This is a genomic window from Paenibacillus sp. GD4 (assembly GCF_030846225.1).
Classification (GTDB): Bacteria; Bacillota; Bacilli; order Paenibacillales; family NBRC-103111; genus Paenibacillus_G; species Paenibacillus_G silviterrae.
In genome coordinates this window covers 1020517-1039428 of the sequence record NZ_JAVCYK010000001.1, presented here as the reverse complement: position 1 = coordinate 1039428, position 18912 = coordinate 1020517, and the positions used below count along the sequence as shown (strand labels likewise).

Below are 18912 nucleotides of genomic sequence, written 5' to 3'. Positions count from 1 at the left end.
TAAGGGTAATCCCAGCTTAAGAAAAGGGTGGTGCATCAAAACATGAAGTATCAATGTATGAATTGTGACAGGACGTATGGCGCGGAGGCGGTACTCAATCCTTACTTATGCGGCTGCGGAGGGGTGTTGGATATTGTTCATGATTTTCGGTCGGTGGATACGGAGAAGCTGAAGAGCTTGTTCGACCTCCGACTATCGGACCGGGTATCCCCTTTTGCAAGCGGAGTGTGGCGGTATAAGGAGCTGATCCATCCCGAGCTGCCTGATACATGGATTACTACTCGCTTGGAAGGGAATACGGGGCTCTACGAAGCGGGTCCGCGGATAAGCGATTATGCCGGCTTGCGGAGCGTATGGTTCAAAGCGCAGAGCGAGAACCCGAGCGGCTCCTTCAAGGATCTCGGCATGACAGTGGCGGTATCCCATGGCCGCTGGAAGGGCTACCGTACGTTTACCTGCACTTCCACGGGCAATACGGCCTCTTCCCTTGCCATGTATGCCGCGCGGGGAGGCTGCAGGTCCTATGTCCTGCTGCCTAACCGCCATGTTGCCGCCGAGAAGGCGCTGCAAACACTGGCCTATGGAGCGGAAATCATTACGTTTGACGGAACCTATGACGACGGGATCCGGTTCAGTGAAAGGCATAGCGAGGAGCTGGGGCTCTATGTGTGCAATTCCATTAATCCGTACCGGATCGAAGGGCAGAAGGGGATGCTCATCGAGCTGGCCCATTCGCTAGAGTGGCAGCTGCCGGATTGGATCGTCGTCCCCGGAGGAGCGCTCAGTAACGCAACGGCCATAGGCAAAGCCATTCATGAGCTGTATGAGCTGGGCTTCATTCACCGGAAGCCGCGTGTCGCGATCGTCCAGGCGGAGGGGGCAAGTCCTTTTACCCGGATGCTGACGGCACAGCGAAAGGAGCTCATTCCGGAGCCGAAGCCCTTCACCAAGGCGTCGGCCTTAAATATCGGCAATCCTCCCAGCTGGAGAAAGGCGCTTCGCTATGCCATAGACGGCTGCGACGGCGTTACGCTGTCTGTTTCCGATGAAGCTATTCTGCAGGCTAAACGGCTCATCGACCGCAGCGGACTTGGCTGTGAGCCGGCTTCCGCGGCAACACTGGCCGGTTTAAGGCAGCTGGTTCGGCAAGGGACGATTCACCGGGAAGAGACGGCGGTATGCATTCTTACAGGACATCTGCTGAAGGATACCGAATCCATTCGGGAGCTGCACCTCGGGGCGACGGATCTCGCCGCAAGCACCCCTTTGAGCGTCGAAGAGCTGACTCTGAGGATACAGCCCGGATTCGACACCGATTGCTAAGCTTGGTTGCTTTCCCGTCTTCATTTCTATACAATAGGGAAAAACGCACATGGGAGCTGTTACTAGGATGAACGTTAAAATTTCCCGCAACGCGGCGAAGGTCCTTCTGGCCGAGATTGAGAAGGAAGAAGACAAAAATTTGAAGCTTCGCGTCTATGTTACCCACAGCCACGGCGACCACGCGCATTATGGTCTTGCTATGGATACGCCTACGGAGAAGGACGTTGTCGTTTCTACCGATAAAGGCATCGATGTGATTCTGCAAAAGAACGAAGCGCTGCTGGACGGCGTTCGGATTGATTACTTCTATACTCCGCAGGAGGGCTTCGCCGTAACGAATCCGAGCAAAGGCAATCACGGCGACCATTAATTCGGCTTGTCCCTGCGTATAGAAAGGAAAGGTCCGTATGGCCAACGACATTCGGGTTTGCGACAAATGCAAGCACATGAGAATGAAAACCGCTGTTCCCAAGCTTCAGAAGCTTGCGCCGGATGCGGAGATTAAGATAGGCTGCAAATCCTACTGCGGTCCCTGCTCGCGGTTTGCTTTTATTTACGTAAACGGTCGCTACGTTACCGGAGCTACGGAAGACGAAGCGATTGAGAAGGCGAAGAAATACATCAAATGAAAAAGAGCCTGTGCAGGGCTCTTTTTTTGTTGTATAATGATCTCCAATTTACCAACCGTTGGTCAATAAAAGGAGAACGCACAAATTGCTTCCTAAAATAGACTCTGCACAAAAAACGGGTTTTGCCCGTTTCCTGCTCTTTCTGCACGCCTATCATCCGATTGTTCATACCTTGCTCGTCGGTACCATTCTGGCCCGCGCCGCCTCGTCCATGAGCATGCCCTTCCTGGCCATCTATTTGTCCCGAGATGGAATGAATCCGCTGCTCATCGGGGCGATCATCGGCGCGGGCTCTCTGGCGGGGACGGCGGCGGGGTTTATCGGAGGAGCTCTCTCTGACCGTCTCGGACGGAAGCTGATCATGATGATCGCCCTGATCGGCTGGGTCGTCATCTTCATGGGCTTCGCTGTAGCGAAATCGCCTGCAGCCTTTCTGCTGCTCAATATGCTCAACGGCGTTTGCCGTGCCTTCTACGAGCCGGTTTCCCAGGCGTTGATGGTGGATGTGACGACGAAGGAGAAGCGATTGAAGGTATTCTCGCTCCGATACCTTGCCATCAATGTCGGTGTTGCCGTAGGGCCGCTTCTCGGAGCGTATTTCGGTACGATGGAGGCGTGGCTGCCTTTCCTTATTACCGCCGGCATTTATTTGGCATATGCTATAGGTCTTTACTTGCTGCTGCAGCGATTCGGTATTCAAAAAATCGAAGGAGAACACAAAAGCCAAGTAACGGTTGCTTCAGCATGGCGCGTCATCACCGGAGACCGGGTATTCCGATTGTATATTATGGGCGGAATCATCGGAGCGATCAGCTATTCCCAGATGACAGTGACCTTATCACAATATGTGGAGCGAAGCGTAGCCGACGGAGCGACACTGTTCGCTTTGCTGATGAGTATTAACGCCATTACCGTAGTCGTGCTGCAGGTACCGGTATCAAGGTTCGGGGAGCGCTTCGGCCCGCTTGCAGCGATCGTGGCTGGAAATCTCATGTTTGCCCTAGGCAATATCGGGTACGCCTTTGCGGATTCGTGGCTGCTGTTCATGGTATCGATGTTCTTTTTTACGCTGGGGGAAATATGTAACTTTCCTGCATCGAATGCCCTAATCGACCGGCTGGCGCCGGAGGGAATGCGAGGGACTTACTTCGGGGCGCAGTCGTTCACAAGTCTGGGACACTTTATCGGGCCGATCATTGGGGGAGCTGTACTATCTCACTGGGGCGGATCTCCGTTATTCCTAGGATTGGCGATAGTAACAGTAGGCGGTTCTTACTTTTATTCCAGAGGGAATCAATTGTTTAATTCAGGACTAAAGACCTACGTGAATTCCAGAAATTGAGCACTATGGTTGATATATTCCGTGAGACCTATCTTTTATGCTAAGAAAGGATAACAAAAGACAAAATTCGATCGTTCTCGATATGGGCAAAGCAGACGAAAGTCTGTGACGCAAAGCTACAGGGGCTACTACGGAGAAGATGCGTTAAGCCAGCCAGCCGCCGAAGGAAAGATGATTCGCGTATAGATGCGGGCCTCCAGTCCTTGGGACGGAGGTTCTTTGTATGTGTGACAACCTATTCTAAAAGCAAAGAGGGACATAATGATGAAGCAGGAGTTTTGTACGAAGGTGGGCAGTGACGTCGTAGGCTTGTATTTGACGGGCGACGGACCGAGAATGGTGATCAACCGGGAGGAATACGAGCTGACGCGGCCCTGCTGGGACTTGGAGATGGTGATGGGACAGCGTCATCATGTCATTACCTTTTATTGGCGCGGTGAGGTTAAGCTTTCCGTGCGTTTTGATGCCAGTAATGATGTGCTGCTCAAACTGTTTGATTACTTAAGCTACCGGACGGAAAAGGTTCGGTACGCGTAGAAGTAAAAGTTTGTTCAAATGGATAAGCCTCCTGCATACATATTAGGTGATAAACTAGGGCTGTGAAGATTTCAGCCGGCCTAATAGGAGGAATTCCTGTGCAACCGACCGATTACGCGGCATCGGCTTCATTCGAGCATCGCTTTTGGCTGCAGATTGCGGGCGATCATGCCCGGTTCATTAAGGACGCGTTATCTCCGGATGAAGTACAGGAGATTCAGCGTGCCCGGTTTTACATTGCGAAGCTGGATGAGCTGCTGGAAAAATCCAGGACGGAGCTGGATGAAGCGCAGCTGCAGGAGCTTAGCCGGGAGAGCTATACTCGCGCTCAGGATCTAAGGAACTTCAAGCTCCATCTGCTGCGCAGACACCTTACGGGTAAGATTGGCCTTAAGCTGCCGCCGAGCTTTCTGAACCATATGGTCAATGAAGTGGAGGAGTATTTGCGTGTCCTCCGGTTCCTCGTTTCGGGTCAACCGGCTCCCATGTATAATGAAATCCACCACCATCTGGTATGGCTTCAGGATGCATTCGGGCATGCCGCTTCGATTGCCGGCGACCTTGATATGGCGGAGAAGCCGTTGATTGAAACCGCCCAGAGCTTCGAATCGCATTTCCGCGATTTTTACATGAAAGCGGTTGAGCTGGCAGGCTACATGCGCGCGAACATTTCGCAGTTTCCGGCACTGGCTCGCTTCAACAAGGAGATTGAGCTGGAGATGGTGCTCTTCAAGGGCTTCCTCCGGGAGCTGGAAGAGATGAGGCTGACCGGCGAGGTGCTGGGTGTATTGACACCGCTGATGGCGGATCATATGGCGCGCGAGGAATGCTATTATTTGACGAAGCTTTCGCTTACGGCCGGCACCAAAGCGCCGGAGTGCGACCCGGGCAAGCCGAGAACGGAAGGATAACAGATAAGGAAGACCGGATTTGAGCAGCGCAAATGCGAGCTCAAGGCGCCGGTCTTTTTTCCGTTGCCGATTCAACCCTTTTCCGAGCTGCGGTAGGTGCGGGGAGAGACACCGGTCTGCTTCTTGAATACTTTGCCGAAATGGGAGAAATTATCGAAGCCGACCTGCTCCGAGATATCGGTAATGCTGAGCTCGGATTGCTGAAGCAGACGCTGCGCCTCCTTGATTCGCTTGAGGTTCAAATAGTCCGTGAAGCTGAAGCCGGTAATTTCTTTAAATTTGCGGCTGATATGACTGATACTGACATAAAATTTCTCGGAAAGCAGAGGCAGGCTGATCGGTTCGGCGTAATTCGCATTAATATATTGAACGATTTCCGATATTTTTTCATGCATCGGCGAGACATGCTCCATTGGCGCCGTCTTGTTTTTTTGATGATAACGTGCGGCATGCAGCAAAAGCTCGGTAGAGGCAAGCTGAACTGCGAGCTCGTAGCCGGGAGCGGCAGCGTGGATTTCTTCGAGCACGGCCAGCAGCATCCCTTCCAGCTTTAAGCGCTCATGCAGGGGGAGACGAAGCAGCGGTGCATCAGCCATAAAGGGAGAGCGCAGCAGCTCGGCAAGCTCCGGAGGATGCTGCTCGAAGAAGGACTCCCAGTAATAAATTAAGATTCGATCATGCTCGGGTATGCCGACATCCGAGGTTTTATGAACTTCTCCGGAGCGAATGAAGATAAGGTCTCCCGCTTCGACCGAGTAAGACCGGTCTTTAATAAAGTAGCTCCTCCGCCCGGAAAATAAGTAATAGAGCTCATACTGCGAATGGATGTGGTTAATGGCCATGGTGTAGTGTCCCTTGCGGCGATCGAATTCGACCCCGATCCTCTTGTCCGGCGTTGTGCAACGGAGTTGGTTTGGAAATTGCATCGGCTCATAACGCTCCTTTCCTAGGAACAGTATAACAAAATTTGCGGCATTTGACGCGAAAAGGTTTCATTTGCGGCGAATGTTTTATTTATTTGCGCTATGATTTGATTCAGAGATGGGTTAATCACGAAAGGAGAGAATGAATATGGCAGCAAAAAAGAAATATGTTCAAGTAGGTGTCGGAGGGCGAGCCGAGTTCTTCTACAAGGCGATTGCAACCGATTACAAGGAAACGTCGGAGCTTCTCGCCGTTTGCGATATTAACCAGACCCGCATGAATTACGCCAACAAGCTCCTTACTGAAAAATACGGATACAACCCTGTAAGAACCTACAAAGCCGATCAATTCGATCAAATGATCGAGATTGAAAAACCGGATGCCGTAATTGTTACCAGTGTGGACCGGACTCATCACACTTACATTATTCGTGCTTTGGAGCTCGGCTGCGATGTCATTACAGAGAAGCCGATGACCGTTGACGAGAAGAAATGCCAGGAAATTCTTGATGCGGTGGAACGCACGGGCCGTCAGGTTCGCGTAACGTTTAACTACCGCTATGCGCCTCATCATACGAAGGCTCGTGAGCTGATCATGAACGGCGAGATCGGCAAGGTCACCTCGATCCATTTCGAATGGCTCCTGAATACGAAGCATGGCGCCGACTATTTCCGTCGTTGGCACCGTGATAAGCGCAACAGCGGCGGCCTGCTGGTGCACAAGTCGACCCATCACTTCGATCTGGTCAACTTCTGGATCGGCTCCCAGCCGGAGGAAGTGTTTGCCTATGGCGACCTGCTGTTCTACGGCAAGGAGAACGCGGAGCAGCGCGGAGAGACGAAATTTTACCAACGCGCTACCGGCAATCCGAATGCGGAAGGCGACCATTTCGCTTTGCACTTGGATAAGAACGAACACTTGAAGGCGCTATACCTTGACGCAGAGCACGAGGACGGCTACCAGAGAGACCAGAGCGTATTCGGTGACGGCATCAACATCGAGGATACTATGGGTGTGCTGGTACGTTACAAAAATAATGCGATCCTGACCTATTCCTTGAACGCCTACATGCCTTGGGAAGGCTATCGGATTGCTTTCAACGGTACCCGCGGCCGGATCGAAATGACCATCGTGGAGCAGTCTTATGTTAACTCCGGTGGCGATAAGGCGCTGGAAGGTGCGTTGAAAGGTAAAAAAATCGTTGTGCAGCCGATGTTCGGTGCTCCGTACGAGGTGCAGGTGGAGGAAGGAAAAGGCGGTCACGGCGGCGGCGACCCTGTGCTGCTGAATGACATCTTCGGTACCCCTGTAGAGGATAAATTCCGCCGTGCAGCGAATCATGTGGATGGCGCCCAGTCAATCTTGACCGGCATTGCGGCGAACCGTTCCATTCGAACAGGCCAAGCAGTAAAAGTGGATGATTTGGTAAAGTTTCACTAAAGTAAATTTAATGTCGAATGAAATCGAATAAAAATCCCGCGCCCCGATGCATTTCAAGCATTCGGGCGCTTTTTTTTCATCCGAGCCCCTATTGTACCGGGAATGTGCAGCGATTATAATGGAATGGTACATAAAACTAGTGCTGTGGAACTAAGGGGAGGAACCGCTGTGCGTTTGATTACTCGTTCCGATTTCGACGGATTGGTATGCGCGATGCTGTTTAAGAAGCTCGGTATGATTGATGAAATGAAGTTCGTTCATCCGAAGGATGTGCAGGATGGGCTGATTGAAGTAAATGAAAATGACATTCTGGCTAATGTTCCCTATGTTGCCGGCTGCGGCCTTTGGTTCGACCACCATTCCAGCGAGATCGAGCGCAACGCGGAGCAGGTCGGCGTGAAGGGCGAGGTACGCATAGCACCGAGTGCGGCCCGCGTAGTATACGATTATTACGGCGGCAAAGAACGGTTCGGCGATATCGACGATATCATGGAAGGCGTGGACAAGGCCGATGCGGCGCAATTTTCCGCCGACGATATTTTGAACCCGAAGCGATGGGATCTGCTGTCTTTCATCATGGATGCACGTACGGGCTTGGGACGTTATCGTGATTACCGGATCAGCAACTATCAGCTGATGGAGGATTTAGTGGATCACTGCGCAACCATGACGATCGAAGAGATTCTGGAGCTTCCGGATGTGAAGGAACGCGTCAACCGTTACTTCGAGCTGGATAAGGAATATAAAGCGATGCTGCAGCAATATACGCGAACGGACGGCAATGTCATCATTACGGACCTGCGCGGGGTGGAGACGATTTATCCGGGGAACCGCTTCATGGTGTATGCGCTCTATCCGGAGCAGAACATCTCCATCTGGGCGATCGACGGAAAGGGCAAGCAGAATGCCGTGTTTGCCTGCGGCCACAGCATCATTAACCGCGGAAGCAGGACGGATATCGGCACCCTGATGCTTCAGAACGGCGGCGGCGGCCACAAAGCGGCGGGAACCTGCCAGGTGCCGTATGAGCAGGCGGATGCCGTGCTTGAGCAGCTGATTGCAACGATGAAAGCGAACGGGTAAGCAGCTTGCGGGAACCTTGGCTTAGCGCCTCTTGATGAGGGGCTGAGCTGAGGTTTTTTGTTTTCTATACCGCAATGCCTTCTATTTCACCGGATTGGGGTTCCCTTATTCGGTGTATAAACTAACATTGAACTGATGGAAGCGATCGGTTATTGTAGAATTAGATTTGGAAAAGAGCGGGAGGCGTTGCATTTGGCAATCTTGATCACCGGGGGAGCAGGCTATATCGGAAGCCATACGTGTGTTGAGCTGCTGGAAGCGGGTTATGACATCATCGTAGCTGATAATTTCATAAATAGCAAAATGGAAGCTATGCACCGGGTTCGTGAAATTACGGGTAAGGATTTTCCGGTTTATAACGTGGATTTGCTCCATCGGGAAGGTGTGGAAAAGGTTTTTGCGGAAAATGGGATTGAAGCCGTCATCCATTTTGCCGGACTTAAGGCAGTAGGCGAGTCGGTCCGGCAGCCGTTACGTTATTACCATAACAATATTACCGGTACACTGATCCTTGCGGAGACGATGGCTGCGAGCGGGGTGAAGAAGCTGGTATTCAGCTCATCCGCGACGGTCTACGGGATGCCGGAGCGAGTACCGATTGCGGAGGATTTCCCGCTAGGGGCAACGAATCCGTATGGCCGGACGAAGCTGATGATCGAAGAGATCCTAAGGGACCTCTATGTGTCCGATCCGGAATGGAGCATTTCTCTGCTGCGTTATTTTAATCCGATCGGCGCCCATCGTTCCGGTCTGATTGGGGAGGATCCGAACGGTATTCCGAACAACCTGATGCCATATATTACGCAAGTGGCTATCGGAAAGCTGGAGAAGCTTGGTGTCTTCGGCAACGATTATCCGACGGTGGACGGCACGGGCGTAAGAGACTACATCCATGTGGTTGATCTCGCTATCGGGCATGTAAGGGCTGTGGAGAAGGTCTTGGGCGGCAGGGGAGTGAATGCTTATAACCTGGGAACCGGCCGAGGATATAGCGTTCTTGAGATGGTAAAAGCGTTCGAAAAGGCGTCCGGCCGTAAGGTGCCTTACGCTATAGGTCCAAGAAGACCCGGTGACATTGCCGTATGTTATGCCGATCCGGTGAAGGCGAAGGAAGAGCTCGGATGGACGGCAACGCGAGGGATCGAGGAGATGTGCGTGGACTCGTGGCGCTGGCAGTCCCGGAATCCGAAGGGCTACGAATAGGGAACAACCCGCAAAGCCTTAGGCTTGCGGGTTGTTTTTCTTCCAGGCGTTAAGACCGCCAGGAGCAAAATACTGATATAGGGCGCATTCAATTCGGCCGTTGAACAGCTTCCGCTTCTTGTCCGCTTTCCGCCCGACATAATGCTCGAGCTGCTTGCTGGGGCTAAGGATGAAGGCGGACCAGGTAGGCAGCTGCGTATAAAGATTACCGAATTGGCGCAGGGCTCGTTCCACTTCTTCCCGGTCGCCAAGACGCTCGCCGTAGGGAGGGTTCGTAATAATGCAGCCGTAATCGCCGCGCGGCTGAGCCTTGCCCACGGGAAGCACTCGCAGGTCGAGCTCCTTCGCGAGTCCGGCCGCCTTCGCAGCCGCTTCCGCTACCTCGATCGCCGATTTGTCGATGTCGGAGCCGATAATTTGCAGCGGAACATCGTCGCGCACGAGATCGAACGCTTCCTCGCGCGCCTGCTCCCACAGCTCCTCCGGCAGGATCGGCCATGCCTCGGAGGGGAACTTGCGCCGCAGCCCCGGCGCGAGGTTCCACGCGATCATCGCGGCCTCGATCGCAATCGTACCCGACCCGCAGAACGGGTCGTAGAGCGGGCGCTCGCCTTGCCAGCGGCTGAGCAGGATCATGGCCGCCGCCATCGTTTCCTTCAGCGGCGCTTCGGTCACAAGCTTGCGGTAGCCGCGCTTGTGCAGGCTCGGGCCCGTCGTGTCCAGCGTCAGCGTGGCCACGTCGTTCAATAGCGCTACTTCGATAACGTAACGGGCTCCGGTTTCCCGGAACCATTCCGTCCCGTAGCGCTCCTTCATCTTCTCCACAATCGCTTTCTTCGCGATGCCTTGGCAGGCAGGCACACTCGACAGCTGCGATTTGTGGGATCGGCCCTCGACGGGGAATTCCGCGTCTTCGGGGATCCAGTCGGGCCAATCCAGTGCTTTTGTCCCTTCGAACAGCTCATCGAAGGTGCGGGCCTCGAATTGCCCCATTTTGATCAAAATGCGGTCCGCTGTGCGGAGCCACAAATTGCAGCGGCAGATGGCCGCTAAATCCGCGGTAAAGGTAACGCGGCCGTTCTCGACCGTCATTTCTTCATAGCCTAAGTCCTTGATTTCACGTGCCACCACGGCTTCTAGGCCCATGGGGACGGTGGCAATTAATTGTATTGTAGACATGATCGGGTCACTCCAAAGGGTTGCAGGTTGAAGTCTGGCAGGAAAAGCCATACAATCATTTAGTATAGGACATCCGGCGATGGAACACAAACCGTCCGGAATCGGAAGCGACTTATGTAACCTGGGAGGTAACCGCAAATGGAGACATTATCGGCAGAGCAGTATGTGGAATCCTTGATCAAGGAAGACGAACAGCTGGAGCGAGTAAAAATGGATATTCGGGGGAAGGGCATGCCGGAAATTTCGGTAGCCGCCGGATACGGCACATTACTTACCCTGCTGGTCAAAATGACACGCTCCAATCAAGTATTGGAAATTGGAGCGCTTGGCGGGTATAGCGGCATTTGCTTAGCAAGAGGGCTTGGCAACGAAGGGAAACTTGTATCGCTCGAGCTGAAACAGGAGTACGCGGATGTGGCCTTTGCCAACTTGAAGGAAGCGGGTCACGGCCATCAGGTAGAGTACCGGGTAGGCGAAGCGCTGGACAGCTTGAAGCAGCTGGAAGCGGAAGGACGGCGCTTCGACCTGTTCTTCATTGATGCGGATAAAGGGAATTACCCGAACTACCTGGAGTGGGCCATTCGCTTAGCGAACCCGGGAGCGGTCGTCGTTGGCGATAACACACTGATGCGGGGCAAAACGACGAATCCGGCGGAGAAGGGGAATGCCGTTACCAAGATGCGGATCTTCAATGAGATGATCGCGCAGGATCCTCGGCTTGAGGGCGTGCTGCTCCCTGCGTATGACGGGCTGGCCATTGCCAGAGTACGCGGGTAGCTTGTAGGGACTCGGGGGGACTCTGCGAGTCTGAATGGAAACACCCTAAGCAGCCATAGATGTCTGTTTAGGGTGTTTGCTCATTTAACGGGCCAGCCGTTGATATTTACGATTTTCCCAGTGATGCTGGAAAGCTTTACAAAACCGATATCCCGGCTATCCGCGCTATTGGACCGGTTATCTCCGAGTACGAAGACAGTGCCGTTCGGAACGGTACTTTCACTGTAGTTTCTTGTATTAAAGGGTCGGCCTTTTTGCTTCGCGGCAGCAATGGCTTCCTGGAGATAGGGCTCCTCAAGCTGCTCTCCGTTCACATAAACCCTATCACCATCAATTTTGATTCTCTCACCGGGCAGGGCAATAATGCGTTTTACATAATCGCGCGAAGGTGTTGCGTGAAATACAATCAAATCTCCTCGTTCAAAATCATGGCTCTCATAATACGATGTATCAATGATAATCCGATCCTGAGCGAAAAGGGAGGGCTCCATGGAGGGGCCTTCCACAACGAACGGCTTCAGGTCCTGCGTATAAATTGAAACGGCTAATAATAGCGCATAAAACAGCTTCATGGTTTGCTCCCTCTCAATATGGTTCCTCTAGGAAGCCTTCCTCCATAATTCCGCCGGAGGGAGAGACTGACTCTCCAGTCCCGGCAGCGAGGCGGACGGTTCGGATTCCCCGCTATTGCTCCCTTGAATGACCTGACTCCTGGATTCCTTGACCTCGAGCTGACCGTAATAGATAAACATCAGCTCGGCACACAGCAGAATGAACAGTACCTTCTTCACATTGATTCTAAGCAAAAGCAAGCACCTCCGAACATATTCATTCCACTTGGATTCCGTTAGCATCCGCTCCGTCAAGCGTCTGAAGCGGGCTTCCTGCCGGCATGAAGCGAGCGTTGTGCCCAGACGGCATTGCACAGGAGCAGAACACATGTCACGACGAAAATTCCTTTAATGCCGATATAACCGCTGACCGCGCCGCCGAAAATCGGCCCTGCCATATTACCGAGGCTTAGCGCACTGGAGTTAAAGCTGTAGGAGCGGCTTTCCATCCCTGTGGGTGTATATTTACGGATGAGCGTTTGCACCGAGGGAAGCAAGCCGCCCATAAAGATGCCCTGCAGGAAGCGTGCGGCAAACAGCTGCCAGATGTTCGTGACCAATGCCTGAGGGATGAAAGCGATGGCTGCGCCTATAAGCGCAATGACCAGAATCCTCTGCTGGCCGATCCGATCCCCGAGCCTTCCTAAGAGAGGAGAGGCAATCATGTTGGAGAAGCCTGTAATTGAGCCGACAAGCCCGGAAAAGAACGCGAGATATTCACCCTTGCCGTGAAGCTCCTGAACGAATAGAGGGATCTGCGGCATCGAGCTGAGTAAGGCGAACTGAATCATAAACGTAACCGTGTAAAGCGAGGGCAGCTCCCGAATTTTAACGAGCTGGGAAAAGCCGGAAAAGATCGATTTGCTCTTGGTGACCGCTGCCTGAACGGCATCAAAATTTTCCTTTACCAGGAGCATGGTCAAGATAGAAGCTGCGCACAGCAATCCTCCGGTAATGTAAAAGATAGGACGGAAGCCGATCCATTCGGCCAGGAGTCCGCCGATGAGCGGTCCCAAAATGGTGCCGGCCACCCCTCCCGACTGAAGTGTCCCCATGGCGAAGCCCATGTTTTGCTTAGGCGTGTTGGTGGACATCAGCGCTACCGAAGCGGGGACGAAGCCGGAAACCAAGCCGTTCGTCATGCGGAGCAGCAGCAGGTGCAGAGGGGAAGCAGCGAGCCCCATAAGCATCATGACAAGAGCCATGCCGAAGCCGGAACGGAGCAGCATCATCTTGCGTCCATACCTGTCTGCCAGGCCGCCCCAAATCGGTTGAGCGATAAACGACGTAACAAAATTCCCGGCAAAAATAAATCCGGCCCAGATGGCCACCGTATGCGGATCCGTGATGCCCATTTCTTGAATGTACAGCGGGAGGAACGGAATGATCATCGTCATTCCCGCCATGGCCAGAAAGTTTCCGAACCAAAGGACGATTAAGTTAATTTTCCAGCGAGCCAAATCGGTTCTCCTCTTTCCTGTTGCAGGTCCAATATGTTTGGATTTGAACCAATGGTTAATTATTACATCCGAATGTTGCTTTCCCTATTGTACCATAAACAGGCCGCGATCGTACAATGCCAGCCAAGTTAAAATCGTACGCGGTACAGGACGATGTTCGCCATCGCCGGTAAGGGGCCGCGTGGAAACATATGGATTCCATCATCCTTTTCAGCCCTCCATTGCGGTCTGCTGCTCGTATCGAAACCGCTCCAGATTGGGAAGTCCCACTTGCTCGGCGATGGCTATGGCCTTGCTGACATCATAGGGTACCCGAACCATGGAGACTGCGAACGGCCCCGGCTCACGGCAATCACAGAGCCCTTCAAGGATCACATAGCTCGCCTGTGCGATGCCGTCATAAGGTGCACCGACGCTTCCGGTATTGAACAGCATCAAGCCTTGCTTGTCCTTCGATTTGAACGTACGATGGAACGAAACATGAATGTCCGCATACCCGACCACATCCGGTGTTACCCCATCCTCACCGGCAAAACCACCGGTTGCCTCCGTATTTTCGAACAGGGCGAGACGCTCCCACTTGTCGGCTTTCTTCAATACCCTATGATATACGCTCTTCGCTGAAGCATGGAACAGCCGAACCCTCTTGCCGCTAAGCCAAAGATCTGCACAAAAGGGAAGAGTGCGTAAATATTCCAGTCGTTCCTTTCCCAATCGGTCTTGCTGCCATAGGCCGGCCTCCTTATCCTGGGGCTCGTTAATCCCAAGGTCCCAATTGCCCTGAACCGTAAGCTCACAAAGCTCGCGAATCCGGTCCACGGCTTCTGCCGGCTGAGGGCCTTTGCCCACCAAATCACCCAAGCAAATCACTCGCTTAATTCGGTGACGGCGTATGTCCGCCGCCACCGCCTCCAAAGCGGGAAGATTGCCGTGAATATCCGCTATAATGGCTATTTTCACCATACGGGCAATCCTCCTACATTCATTATTCTATCCTCTCATTATGCCAGAACTTAGTAGATCTTGTGAATGACCTCTTCAAAATCCGGCTCTTCCATATGTACGTCCATGATCGTTCCGTGCTGCTCCAGCCTGCGTAGCACCTCCATCGCCTGCAGCTCGGATCGGTTACAGTGAACGGTAAGCTCCGTGCCCGAGTCCGATACGACCTGGAAACCGATCTGCAGGTCCGGGGGGATTTGCACCCTTGTTGTAAAGGTTACCTTCAGAATCGTAGGAAGGCCGATCCGCTCTCTCAGGTTATGGATCGTGCCGTCATAAGCGAGCCGGCCGTGATTGATCACCATCACTCGCTGACAGAGCTCTTCGATGTCATCCATATCGTGGGTGGTCAGCAGGACGGTTTTCCCGAATTCCCGGTTGACTGTTGAAAGTAACCGGCGAATGTTCTTCTTGGCTACCACATCGAGACCGATGGTAGGCTCATCGAGGAACAGCACCTCGGGATCGTGAAGCAGTGCAGCCGCCAGGTCCGCCCGCATTCGCTGTCCGAGGGAAAGCTTGCGCACCGGGGTATCGATAAATTCCTTAAGCCCGAGGAGCTCGCCGAGCTCCTCCAGACGTCTCTGTTTATCCTGCTTCTCCACCCGGTACATGGCTGCCAATATATCGAAGGAATCGCGGACGGGCAAATCCCACCACAGCTGGCTGCGCTGGCCGAATACGACGCCGAGTCTTCCCACGACATGTCTGCGTTCCCGATGCGGACTCCGGCCGCCGATCAGCACTTGGCCCGAGGAAGGATGCAAAATGCCCGTTAGCATCTTGATTGTCGTCGATTTGCCTGCGCCGTTCGGACCGATATAACCGACGAATTCACCTTTGCCGATGGTGAAGCTGATATCCTGCACCGCCGTTTTGTGGGCTAGGTTCCCGGATATATAGGCGCGGATGCGCGCCAGCCGGCTTTTATGGGCCGGGGGGATACGGAAGCTTTTATGTAAATGTTGGACTTGAATCATGGGAAAAGGAACGCTCCTCTCGGGGCCGGCTGACCGTCAGCTGCCCGTACTTTGGTATTTGGTCAAGCCGAGCTGCCAAAAACGGTACATGAGCAGCAGAAACACGAAAGCAAAAGCCGTCACCGCCGGCAGCACCCACCAGCCGTACATTCCCCTGACCACGTAAAGCGTCGGAATATAGTTGGCCATAGCGGTCGGAACGAGGGTGAGCAGGATCCCCTTGAGCCAACCGGGATACAGATCCAGCGGATATTGCACCGCGGTTCGCGCTGCATCCTCGGTTACATTTTGCAGCTCGCTGGTCCTTGTCATCCAGAAGCCAAACGTCACGGTACCCAGTCCGATGGCAAAAAGCAAAACGGCTCCGGTTGGAATGACCGCCAAAATCGTGAGCGGTATGGCCCACCAAGAGACTTGCCCGATCTCCAAGAGATGGCTGAGGGACAAGGTAAGGATGATGCCTCCCTGAATGAGCTCCCCGGGCATCAGCCGAAAGTTCTGCGTCATCAGCGTGAGCAAAATCGGCAAGGGGCGTATCAGCAGACCGTCAAGGTCGCCCGAAATCAAATATTTTTCCAGATGGTGTACGTCGTTGGCGAACATGCGGAACAGCATTTTGGAGAGCATGATGGTTGCGTATAAATAGCCGATCTCGTAGAGGCTCCAGCCGAGAATGCGGTCAAACTTCCATAGGACGAGGGAAATCAGCAGAAAATCCATGGCATTAACGATCGCCGCCAGCAGCGTAGAGAACCAGAAGTTGAACGTATATTGCATCCGGCTCCGGACGCTGGCGCGGATCAGCAGCAAATACATTTGGAAGTAGTTCATCCGCCCTGCACCTCCACTTGACGTCTCGCCCAAGCGGTTGCGAAGAGGCACAGCAAGGTGAAGCCGGCTCCCCATACAAGCCCGCCGAGCATGCTGGTCACGGGCTCTAACCCGAGATAAATTTTACTTGGAATAAATTGCAGGTAAGGATAAGGAGTCCACCGGCTAACGACCTGCAGCCATCCCGGGAGCCATTCAATAGGGATGAGAAAGCCGGATAGGACGGTCGAAACCGAGTAATGCACCCAATACAGCCATTGTGATTCCGTGGTCCACAAGGACGTAATGCCGATCAAGTAGTTAATGCAGATGCTGATGTAAGCGGCGGATAGAATGGCTCCGATGAAGCCAAGCCAGGTGGAAGCGTCCGATGGAACCGGAAGAGAGAGGGTGAACAGATAAAGAAGGTAGATAGGCATGGTTTTGTAAAGCAGCTGGTAGGCGATCTGTCCCCATTCACGGCACATGAGCTGGTAGAACAGGTTGACCGGCCGAAGCAGCTCGATGGCGATTTGTCCTGTTCGGACGGAACGTTCGATGGCCAGGCCATGAGTGACGAAGATTGTGACCCACAGGAAGGCTTGATTAAGGGCAACGTAGTGAACGACGCTCCCGACGGTGTACCCCTCCATAGCCGAGGATTCTCCGATCCCCCTCCATATGGAGACGTAAATAAGCCCGAAGACCGCACTGGCCAAGGTGTTGATGGCATGAGAGGCGCGGTACTGCAGGTTGCGGGAATACGTCTTGCTTGCTAATACGGGAAAAAGCATAGACACCTCCGAGGAATGGTTTGCGTTTGCGCAGGTAACGGCTGCGCGAGTCGCAGTAAGCGGTTTCCTATCTTGGGGTATTCATGCGGTGAAATTGGCGAGAGGATTTCTATGATAGCAAAAATGGATTGATCTGGCAATTACTTTTTTTAATCAATTTTTAAGTTTGTCGACTCATGACCGGAATGGGCGAATTTGGTATAATGGGGTGCACGATGAGGTTGGAAGCAGCTTGTTATGCAAAGGGGTAGATTGCCATTTTATCACGATCGGAGAAGCAAAAGGAGCAGAAGGAAACAAAGTTCCGCAAGACGTTATGGATCAAGGCAAGCGTCATCGCCGTTCTTGCGGTGGGTGCCTTCGGATATTTGGTTTCCTCCCTCGATCCGCCGGGTCAGCAGGCGGAAGCGGAAGCGAAGAGCGGAGTCACGGCTGGGGGGAAGGCACCAGCAGCAGGTAACCCTTCAACGGTGAGCGAGAAGCCGATTTCGGATGTGCCATCCGTACCCAAGCCCCCGGAGAAGGTGAATTTGACGTTTGTCGGCGATATCCTTTTTGCCAGTAAGGTGGAGGATTTGCTCAAGACGAACGGGTATGCGTACCCTTACAAATACGTCAAATCGTATTTGGAAAAAGCCGATATTACAATAGCCAATCTGGAGTCGCCGATTACGGACAGGGGCAAGGCGGAAAGCAAGGAGTATGTATTCCGCTCACCGGTACAGGCGCTTCCCGAGCTCAAGAATGCCGGCGTCGATGTATTGAACCTGGCGAACAACCACATTATGGACTACGGGCAAGAGGGTCTATTGGATACATTCGATCATTTGGACACCCATCAGTTTCTAAGAATCGGTGCCGGACGTAATATCGACGAGGCCTTTACCCCCGCGATCGTTCAGCATCAGGGGATGAAAATCGCGTTCCTCGGATTCAGCCGCGTGATCCCGAGCACCAGCTGGTATGCGGGCAAAAATAAACCGGGCGTAGCGGAAAGCTACAGCACCAAAATGGCTTCCGAGGCCATCCGGAAGGCGAGAGCGGAGGCGGACCTGGTGGTTGTCATCGCTCATTGGGGTCAGGAGCGTAAGGATCGTCCGGTCAAGGAGCAGGTCGATTTGGCTCACGCCTATATCGACGAGGGTGCAGATCTCGTCGTGGCAAGTCACCCGCATGTATTACAGGGCTTTGAGCAGTATAAAGGCAAATGGATCGCTTACAGCTTGGGCAATTTTATTTTTACTACTAATGAGGTGCCGGCGACTTGGGAAAGCATGATTCTGGAGGCGTCTTGCACGAAGGAGAGAACGTGCGAGCTGCATATGATTCCGATCATGACCAAGTGGGCGCAGCCGATTCGGATGGTGGAGGATCTTGGGCTTAAGCTATTCGAGAGGCTGTCGCGGGTTTCGTACAACGCTAAGATCGACGAGCAAGGGAACATTCGGGTCGGGCCTGTGAACACGGGATTCCTGGCACCGGCCGTGGAGGCTGTGCCGCCGACGGTGAAGACGCCTCCGGCCAAGAGCCCGAGCAGCGGTGTGAAATCGACCGAGACGAAGCCTACGGAATCAAAGACGACCGATTCAAAGTCAACGACACCTAAGACGGAGGGGAAAAGCACGGCGCCGGCCCAGTCGACTTCCACGTCGAAGCCTGCAGCCACACCGCAGAAGGAACAGAGCAAGGCTACGGCTCCTGCCCAGCAGAAGCCCGCATCGGAATCGACTGGGGAAAGGTAAAGGAAGGATCGTCAGGAATGCTGTGATAGGCATTTCTGGCGATTTTTTGTTTTACTGTTGCTCGCCCTTTGATGGCCATATGTGATGGGTAAGGGAGGCAATGCTGCTATAGTGCTCAAATCTACGACTCAAGCGAGACTTGACCACGTGATTTGTGCGGAGAGG

At 53.3% G+C, this 18912-nt stretch carries 20 protein-coding genes and 1 riboswitch; of the genes, 11 read left to right on the top strand and 9 right to left on the bottom strand.

All coding sequences use genetic code 11. The features are described 5' to 3' along the window. Nucleotides 1-57 precede the first annotated feature (57 nt). From thrC to RAC89_RS04880, 6 genes are all read left to right on the top strand, one after another. On the top strand, nt 58-1323 hold the full coding sequence (gene thrC / locus RAC89_RS04905; RefSeq protein WP_306612152.1) for a threonine synthase: 1266 nt from the start codon (nt 58-60) through the stop codon (nt 1321-1323). 67 nt (nt 1324-1390) lie between these two features. Then, on the top strand, nt 1391-1693 hold the full coding sequence (locus tag RAC89_RS04900; RefSeq protein WP_306612150.1) for an iron-sulfur cluster assembly accessory protein: 303 nt from the start codon (nt 1391-1393) through the stop codon (nt 1691-1693). A 37-nt stretch (nt 1694-1730) separates the two neighbouring features. Then, entirely contained in the window at nt 1731-1952 is a 222-nt protein-coding gene (locus tag RAC89_RS04895; RefSeq protein ID WP_284640973.1) for a YuzB family protein, read from the top strand. A gap of 85 nt (nt 1953-2037) precedes the next feature. Further along, nucleotides 2038-3294: an MDR family MFS transporter gene (locus tag RAC89_RS04890; RefSeq protein WP_306612147.1), complete on the top strand. Its 1257-nt coding sequence runs from the start codon at nt 2038-2040 to the stop codon at nt 3292-3294. Between the two features lie 75 nt (nt 3295-3369). Then, a riboswitch (cyclic di-GMP riboswitch) is annotated at nt 3370-3459 on the top strand. 96 nt (nt 3460-3555) lie between these two features. Then, nucleotides 3556-3831: a hypothetical protein gene (locus RAC89_RS04885; protein ID WP_306612145.1), complete on the top strand. Its 276-nt coding sequence runs from the start codon at nt 3556-3558 to the stop codon at nt 3829-3831. A gap of 98 nt (nt 3832-3929) precedes the next feature. Further along, on the top strand, nt 3930-4742 hold the full coding sequence (locus RAC89_RS04880; protein WP_306612143.1) for a DUF2935 domain-containing protein: 813 nt from the start codon (nt 3930-3932) through the stop codon (nt 4740-4742). 71 nt (nt 4743-4813) lie between these two features. Here RAC89_RS04880 and RAC89_RS04875 read toward each other — a convergent pair whose 3' ends face one another. Beyond that, complete coding sequence (locus RAC89_RS04875) at nt 4814-5668, bottom strand: helix-turn-helix domain-containing protein (protein WP_284640969.1); 855 nt, start codon at nt 5666-5668, stop codon at nt 4814-4816. Nucleotides 5669-5813: 145 nt separating this feature from the next. On the opposite strand from RAC89_RS04875, the gene RAC89_RS04870 reads away from it, so the two are divergent. The 3 genes from RAC89_RS04870 (at nt 5814) to galE (ending at nt 9392) form a co-directional block, all read left to right on the top strand. Next, nucleotides 5814-7106, top strand: a complete 1293-nt coding sequence (locus RAC89_RS04870) for a Gfo/Idh/MocA family protein (RefSeq protein ID WP_284640968.1) — start codon at nt 5814-5816, stop codon at nt 7104-7106. A gap of 168 nt (nt 7107-7274) precedes the next feature. Then, nucleotides 7275-8189, top strand: a complete 915-nt coding sequence (locus tag RAC89_RS04865; RefSeq protein ID WP_306612142.1) for a DHH family phosphoesterase — start codon at nt 7275-7277, stop codon at nt 8187-8189. 192 nt (nt 8190-8381) lie between these two features. Beyond that, complete coding sequence (gene galE, locus RAC89_RS04860; protein ID WP_306612141.1) at nt 8382-9392, top strand: UDP-glucose 4-epimerase GalE; 1011 nt, start codon at nt 8382-8384, stop codon at nt 9390-9392. A gap of 18 nt (nt 9393-9410) precedes the next feature. Here galE and RAC89_RS04855 read toward each other — a convergent pair whose 3' ends face one another. After that, nucleotides 9411-10571 (bottom strand): THUMP domain-containing class I SAM-dependent RNA methyltransferase, encoded by a 1161-nt coding sequence (locus RAC89_RS04855; protein WP_306612140.1) that lies wholly within the window; start codon nt 10569-10571, stop codon nt 9411-9413. Between the two features lie 138 nt (nt 10572-10709). Between RAC89_RS04855 and RAC89_RS04850 the strand changes: the two genes are divergently transcribed. After that, on the top strand, nt 10710-11348 hold the full coding sequence (locus RAC89_RS04850; RefSeq protein WP_306612139.1) for an O-methyltransferase: 639 nt from the start codon (nt 10710-10712) through the stop codon (nt 11346-11348). 80 nt (nt 11349-11428) lie between these two features. Here the strand turns inward: RAC89_RS04850 and lepB are convergent, their stop codons facing one another. From lepB to RAC89_RS04815, 7 genes are all read right to left on the bottom strand, one after another. After that, nucleotides 11429-11920, bottom strand: coding sequence for a signal peptidase I (gene lepB, locus RAC89_RS04845; protein ID WP_306612138.1), 492 nt, complete (start codon nt 11918-11920; stop codon nt 11429-11431). Nucleotides 11921-11947: 27 nt separating this feature from the next. Next, the gene (locus tag RAC89_RS04840) at nt 11948-12154 is read right to left on the bottom strand and encodes a hypothetical protein (protein ID WP_306612137.1); all 207 of its coding nucleotides are present in this window, start codon (nt 12152-12154) and stop codon (nt 11948-11950) included. Between the two features lie 56 nt (nt 12155-12210). Then, nucleotides 12211-13419, bottom strand: a complete 1209-nt coding sequence (locus RAC89_RS04835) for an MFS transporter (protein ID WP_306612135.1) — start codon at nt 13417-13419, stop codon at nt 12211-12213. A gap of 210 nt (nt 13420-13629) precedes the next feature. Next, nucleotides 13630-14382 (bottom strand): metallophosphoesterase family protein, encoded by a 753-nt coding sequence (locus RAC89_RS04830; protein ID WP_306612133.1) that lies wholly within the window; start codon nt 14380-14382, stop codon nt 13630-13632. Nucleotides 14383-14432: 50 nt separating this feature from the next. Next, the gene (locus RAC89_RS04825; RefSeq protein WP_306612132.1) at nt 14433-15401 is read right to left on the bottom strand and encodes an ABC transporter ATP-binding protein; all 969 of its coding nucleotides are present in this window, start codon (nt 15399-15401) and stop codon (nt 14433-14435) included. A 36-nt stretch (nt 15402-15437) separates the two neighbouring features. Further along, entirely contained in the window at nt 15438-16232 is a 795-nt protein-coding gene (locus RAC89_RS04820; protein ID WP_306612131.1) for an ABC transporter permease, read from the bottom strand. Then, entirely contained in the window at nt 16229-17005 is a 777-nt protein-coding gene (locus RAC89_RS04815; RefSeq protein ID WP_306612129.1) for an ABC transporter permease, read from the bottom strand. The genes RAC89_RS04820 and RAC89_RS04815 overlap by 4 nt, the downstream gene beginning before the upstream one ends. Before the next feature lie 350 nt (nt 17006-17355). Between RAC89_RS04815 and RAC89_RS04810 the strand changes: the two genes are divergently transcribed. Next, entirely contained in the window at nt 17356-18747 is a 1392-nt protein-coding gene (locus RAC89_RS04810; protein ID WP_306612127.1) for a CapA family protein, read from the top strand. The last annotated feature ends 165 nt before the right edge of the window (nt 18748-18912 follow it).

What these genes read in the sequence shown, in the direction of transcription:
- thrC (WP_306612152.1), top strand. Translation starts at nt 58, where the DNA reads ATGAATTGTGACAGGACGTATGGCGCGGAGGCGGTACTCAATCCTTAC.
- RAC89_RS04900 (WP_306612150.1), top strand. Translation starts at nt 1,391, where the DNA reads ATGAACGTTAAAATTTCCCGCAACGCGGCGAAGGTCCTTCTGGCCGAG.
- RAC89_RS04895 (WP_284640973.1), top strand. Translation starts at nt 1,731, where the DNA reads ATGGCCAACGACATTCGGGTTTGCGACAAATGCAAGCACATGAGAATG.
- RAC89_RS04885 (WP_306612145.1), top strand. Translation starts at nt 3,556, where the DNA reads ATGATGAAGCAGGAGTTTTGTACGAAGGTGGGCAGTGACGTCGTAGGC.
- RAC89_RS04875 (WP_284640969.1), bottom strand. Translation starts at nt 5,668, where the DNA reads ATGCAATTTCCAAACCAACTCCGTTGCACAACGCCGGACAAGAGGATC.
- RAC89_RS04870 (WP_284640968.1), top strand. Translation starts at nt 5,814, where the DNA reads ATGGCAGCAAAAAAGAAATATGTTCAAGTAGGTGTCGGAGGGCGAGCC.
- RAC89_RS04855 (WP_306612140.1), bottom strand. Translation starts at nt 10,571, where the DNA reads ATGTCTACAATACAATTAATTGCCACCGTCCCCATGGGCCTAGAAGCC.
- RAC89_RS04850 (WP_306612139.1), top strand. Translation starts at nt 10,710, where the DNA reads ATGGAGACATTATCGGCAGAGCAGTATGTGGAATCCTTGATCAAGGAA.
- lepB (WP_306612138.1), bottom strand. Translation starts at nt 11,920, where the DNA reads ATGAAGCTGTTTTATGCGCTATTATTAGCCGTTTCAATTTATACGCAG.
- RAC89_RS04830 (WP_306612133.1), bottom strand. Translation starts at nt 14,382, where the DNA reads ATGGTGAAAATAGCCATTATAGCGGATATTCACGGCAATCTTCCCGCT.
- RAC89_RS04825 (WP_306612132.1), bottom strand. Translation starts at nt 15,401, where the DNA reads ATGATTCAAGTCCAACATTTACATAAAAGCTTCCGTATCCCCCCGGCC.
- RAC89_RS04820 (WP_306612131.1), bottom strand. Translation starts at nt 16,232, where the DNA reads ATGAACTACTTCCAAATGTATTTGCTGCTGATCCGCGCCAGCGTCCGG.
- RAC89_RS04815 (WP_306612129.1), bottom strand. Translation starts at nt 17,005, where the DNA reads ATGCTTTTTCCCGTATTAGCAAGCAAGACGTATTCCCGCAACCTGCAG.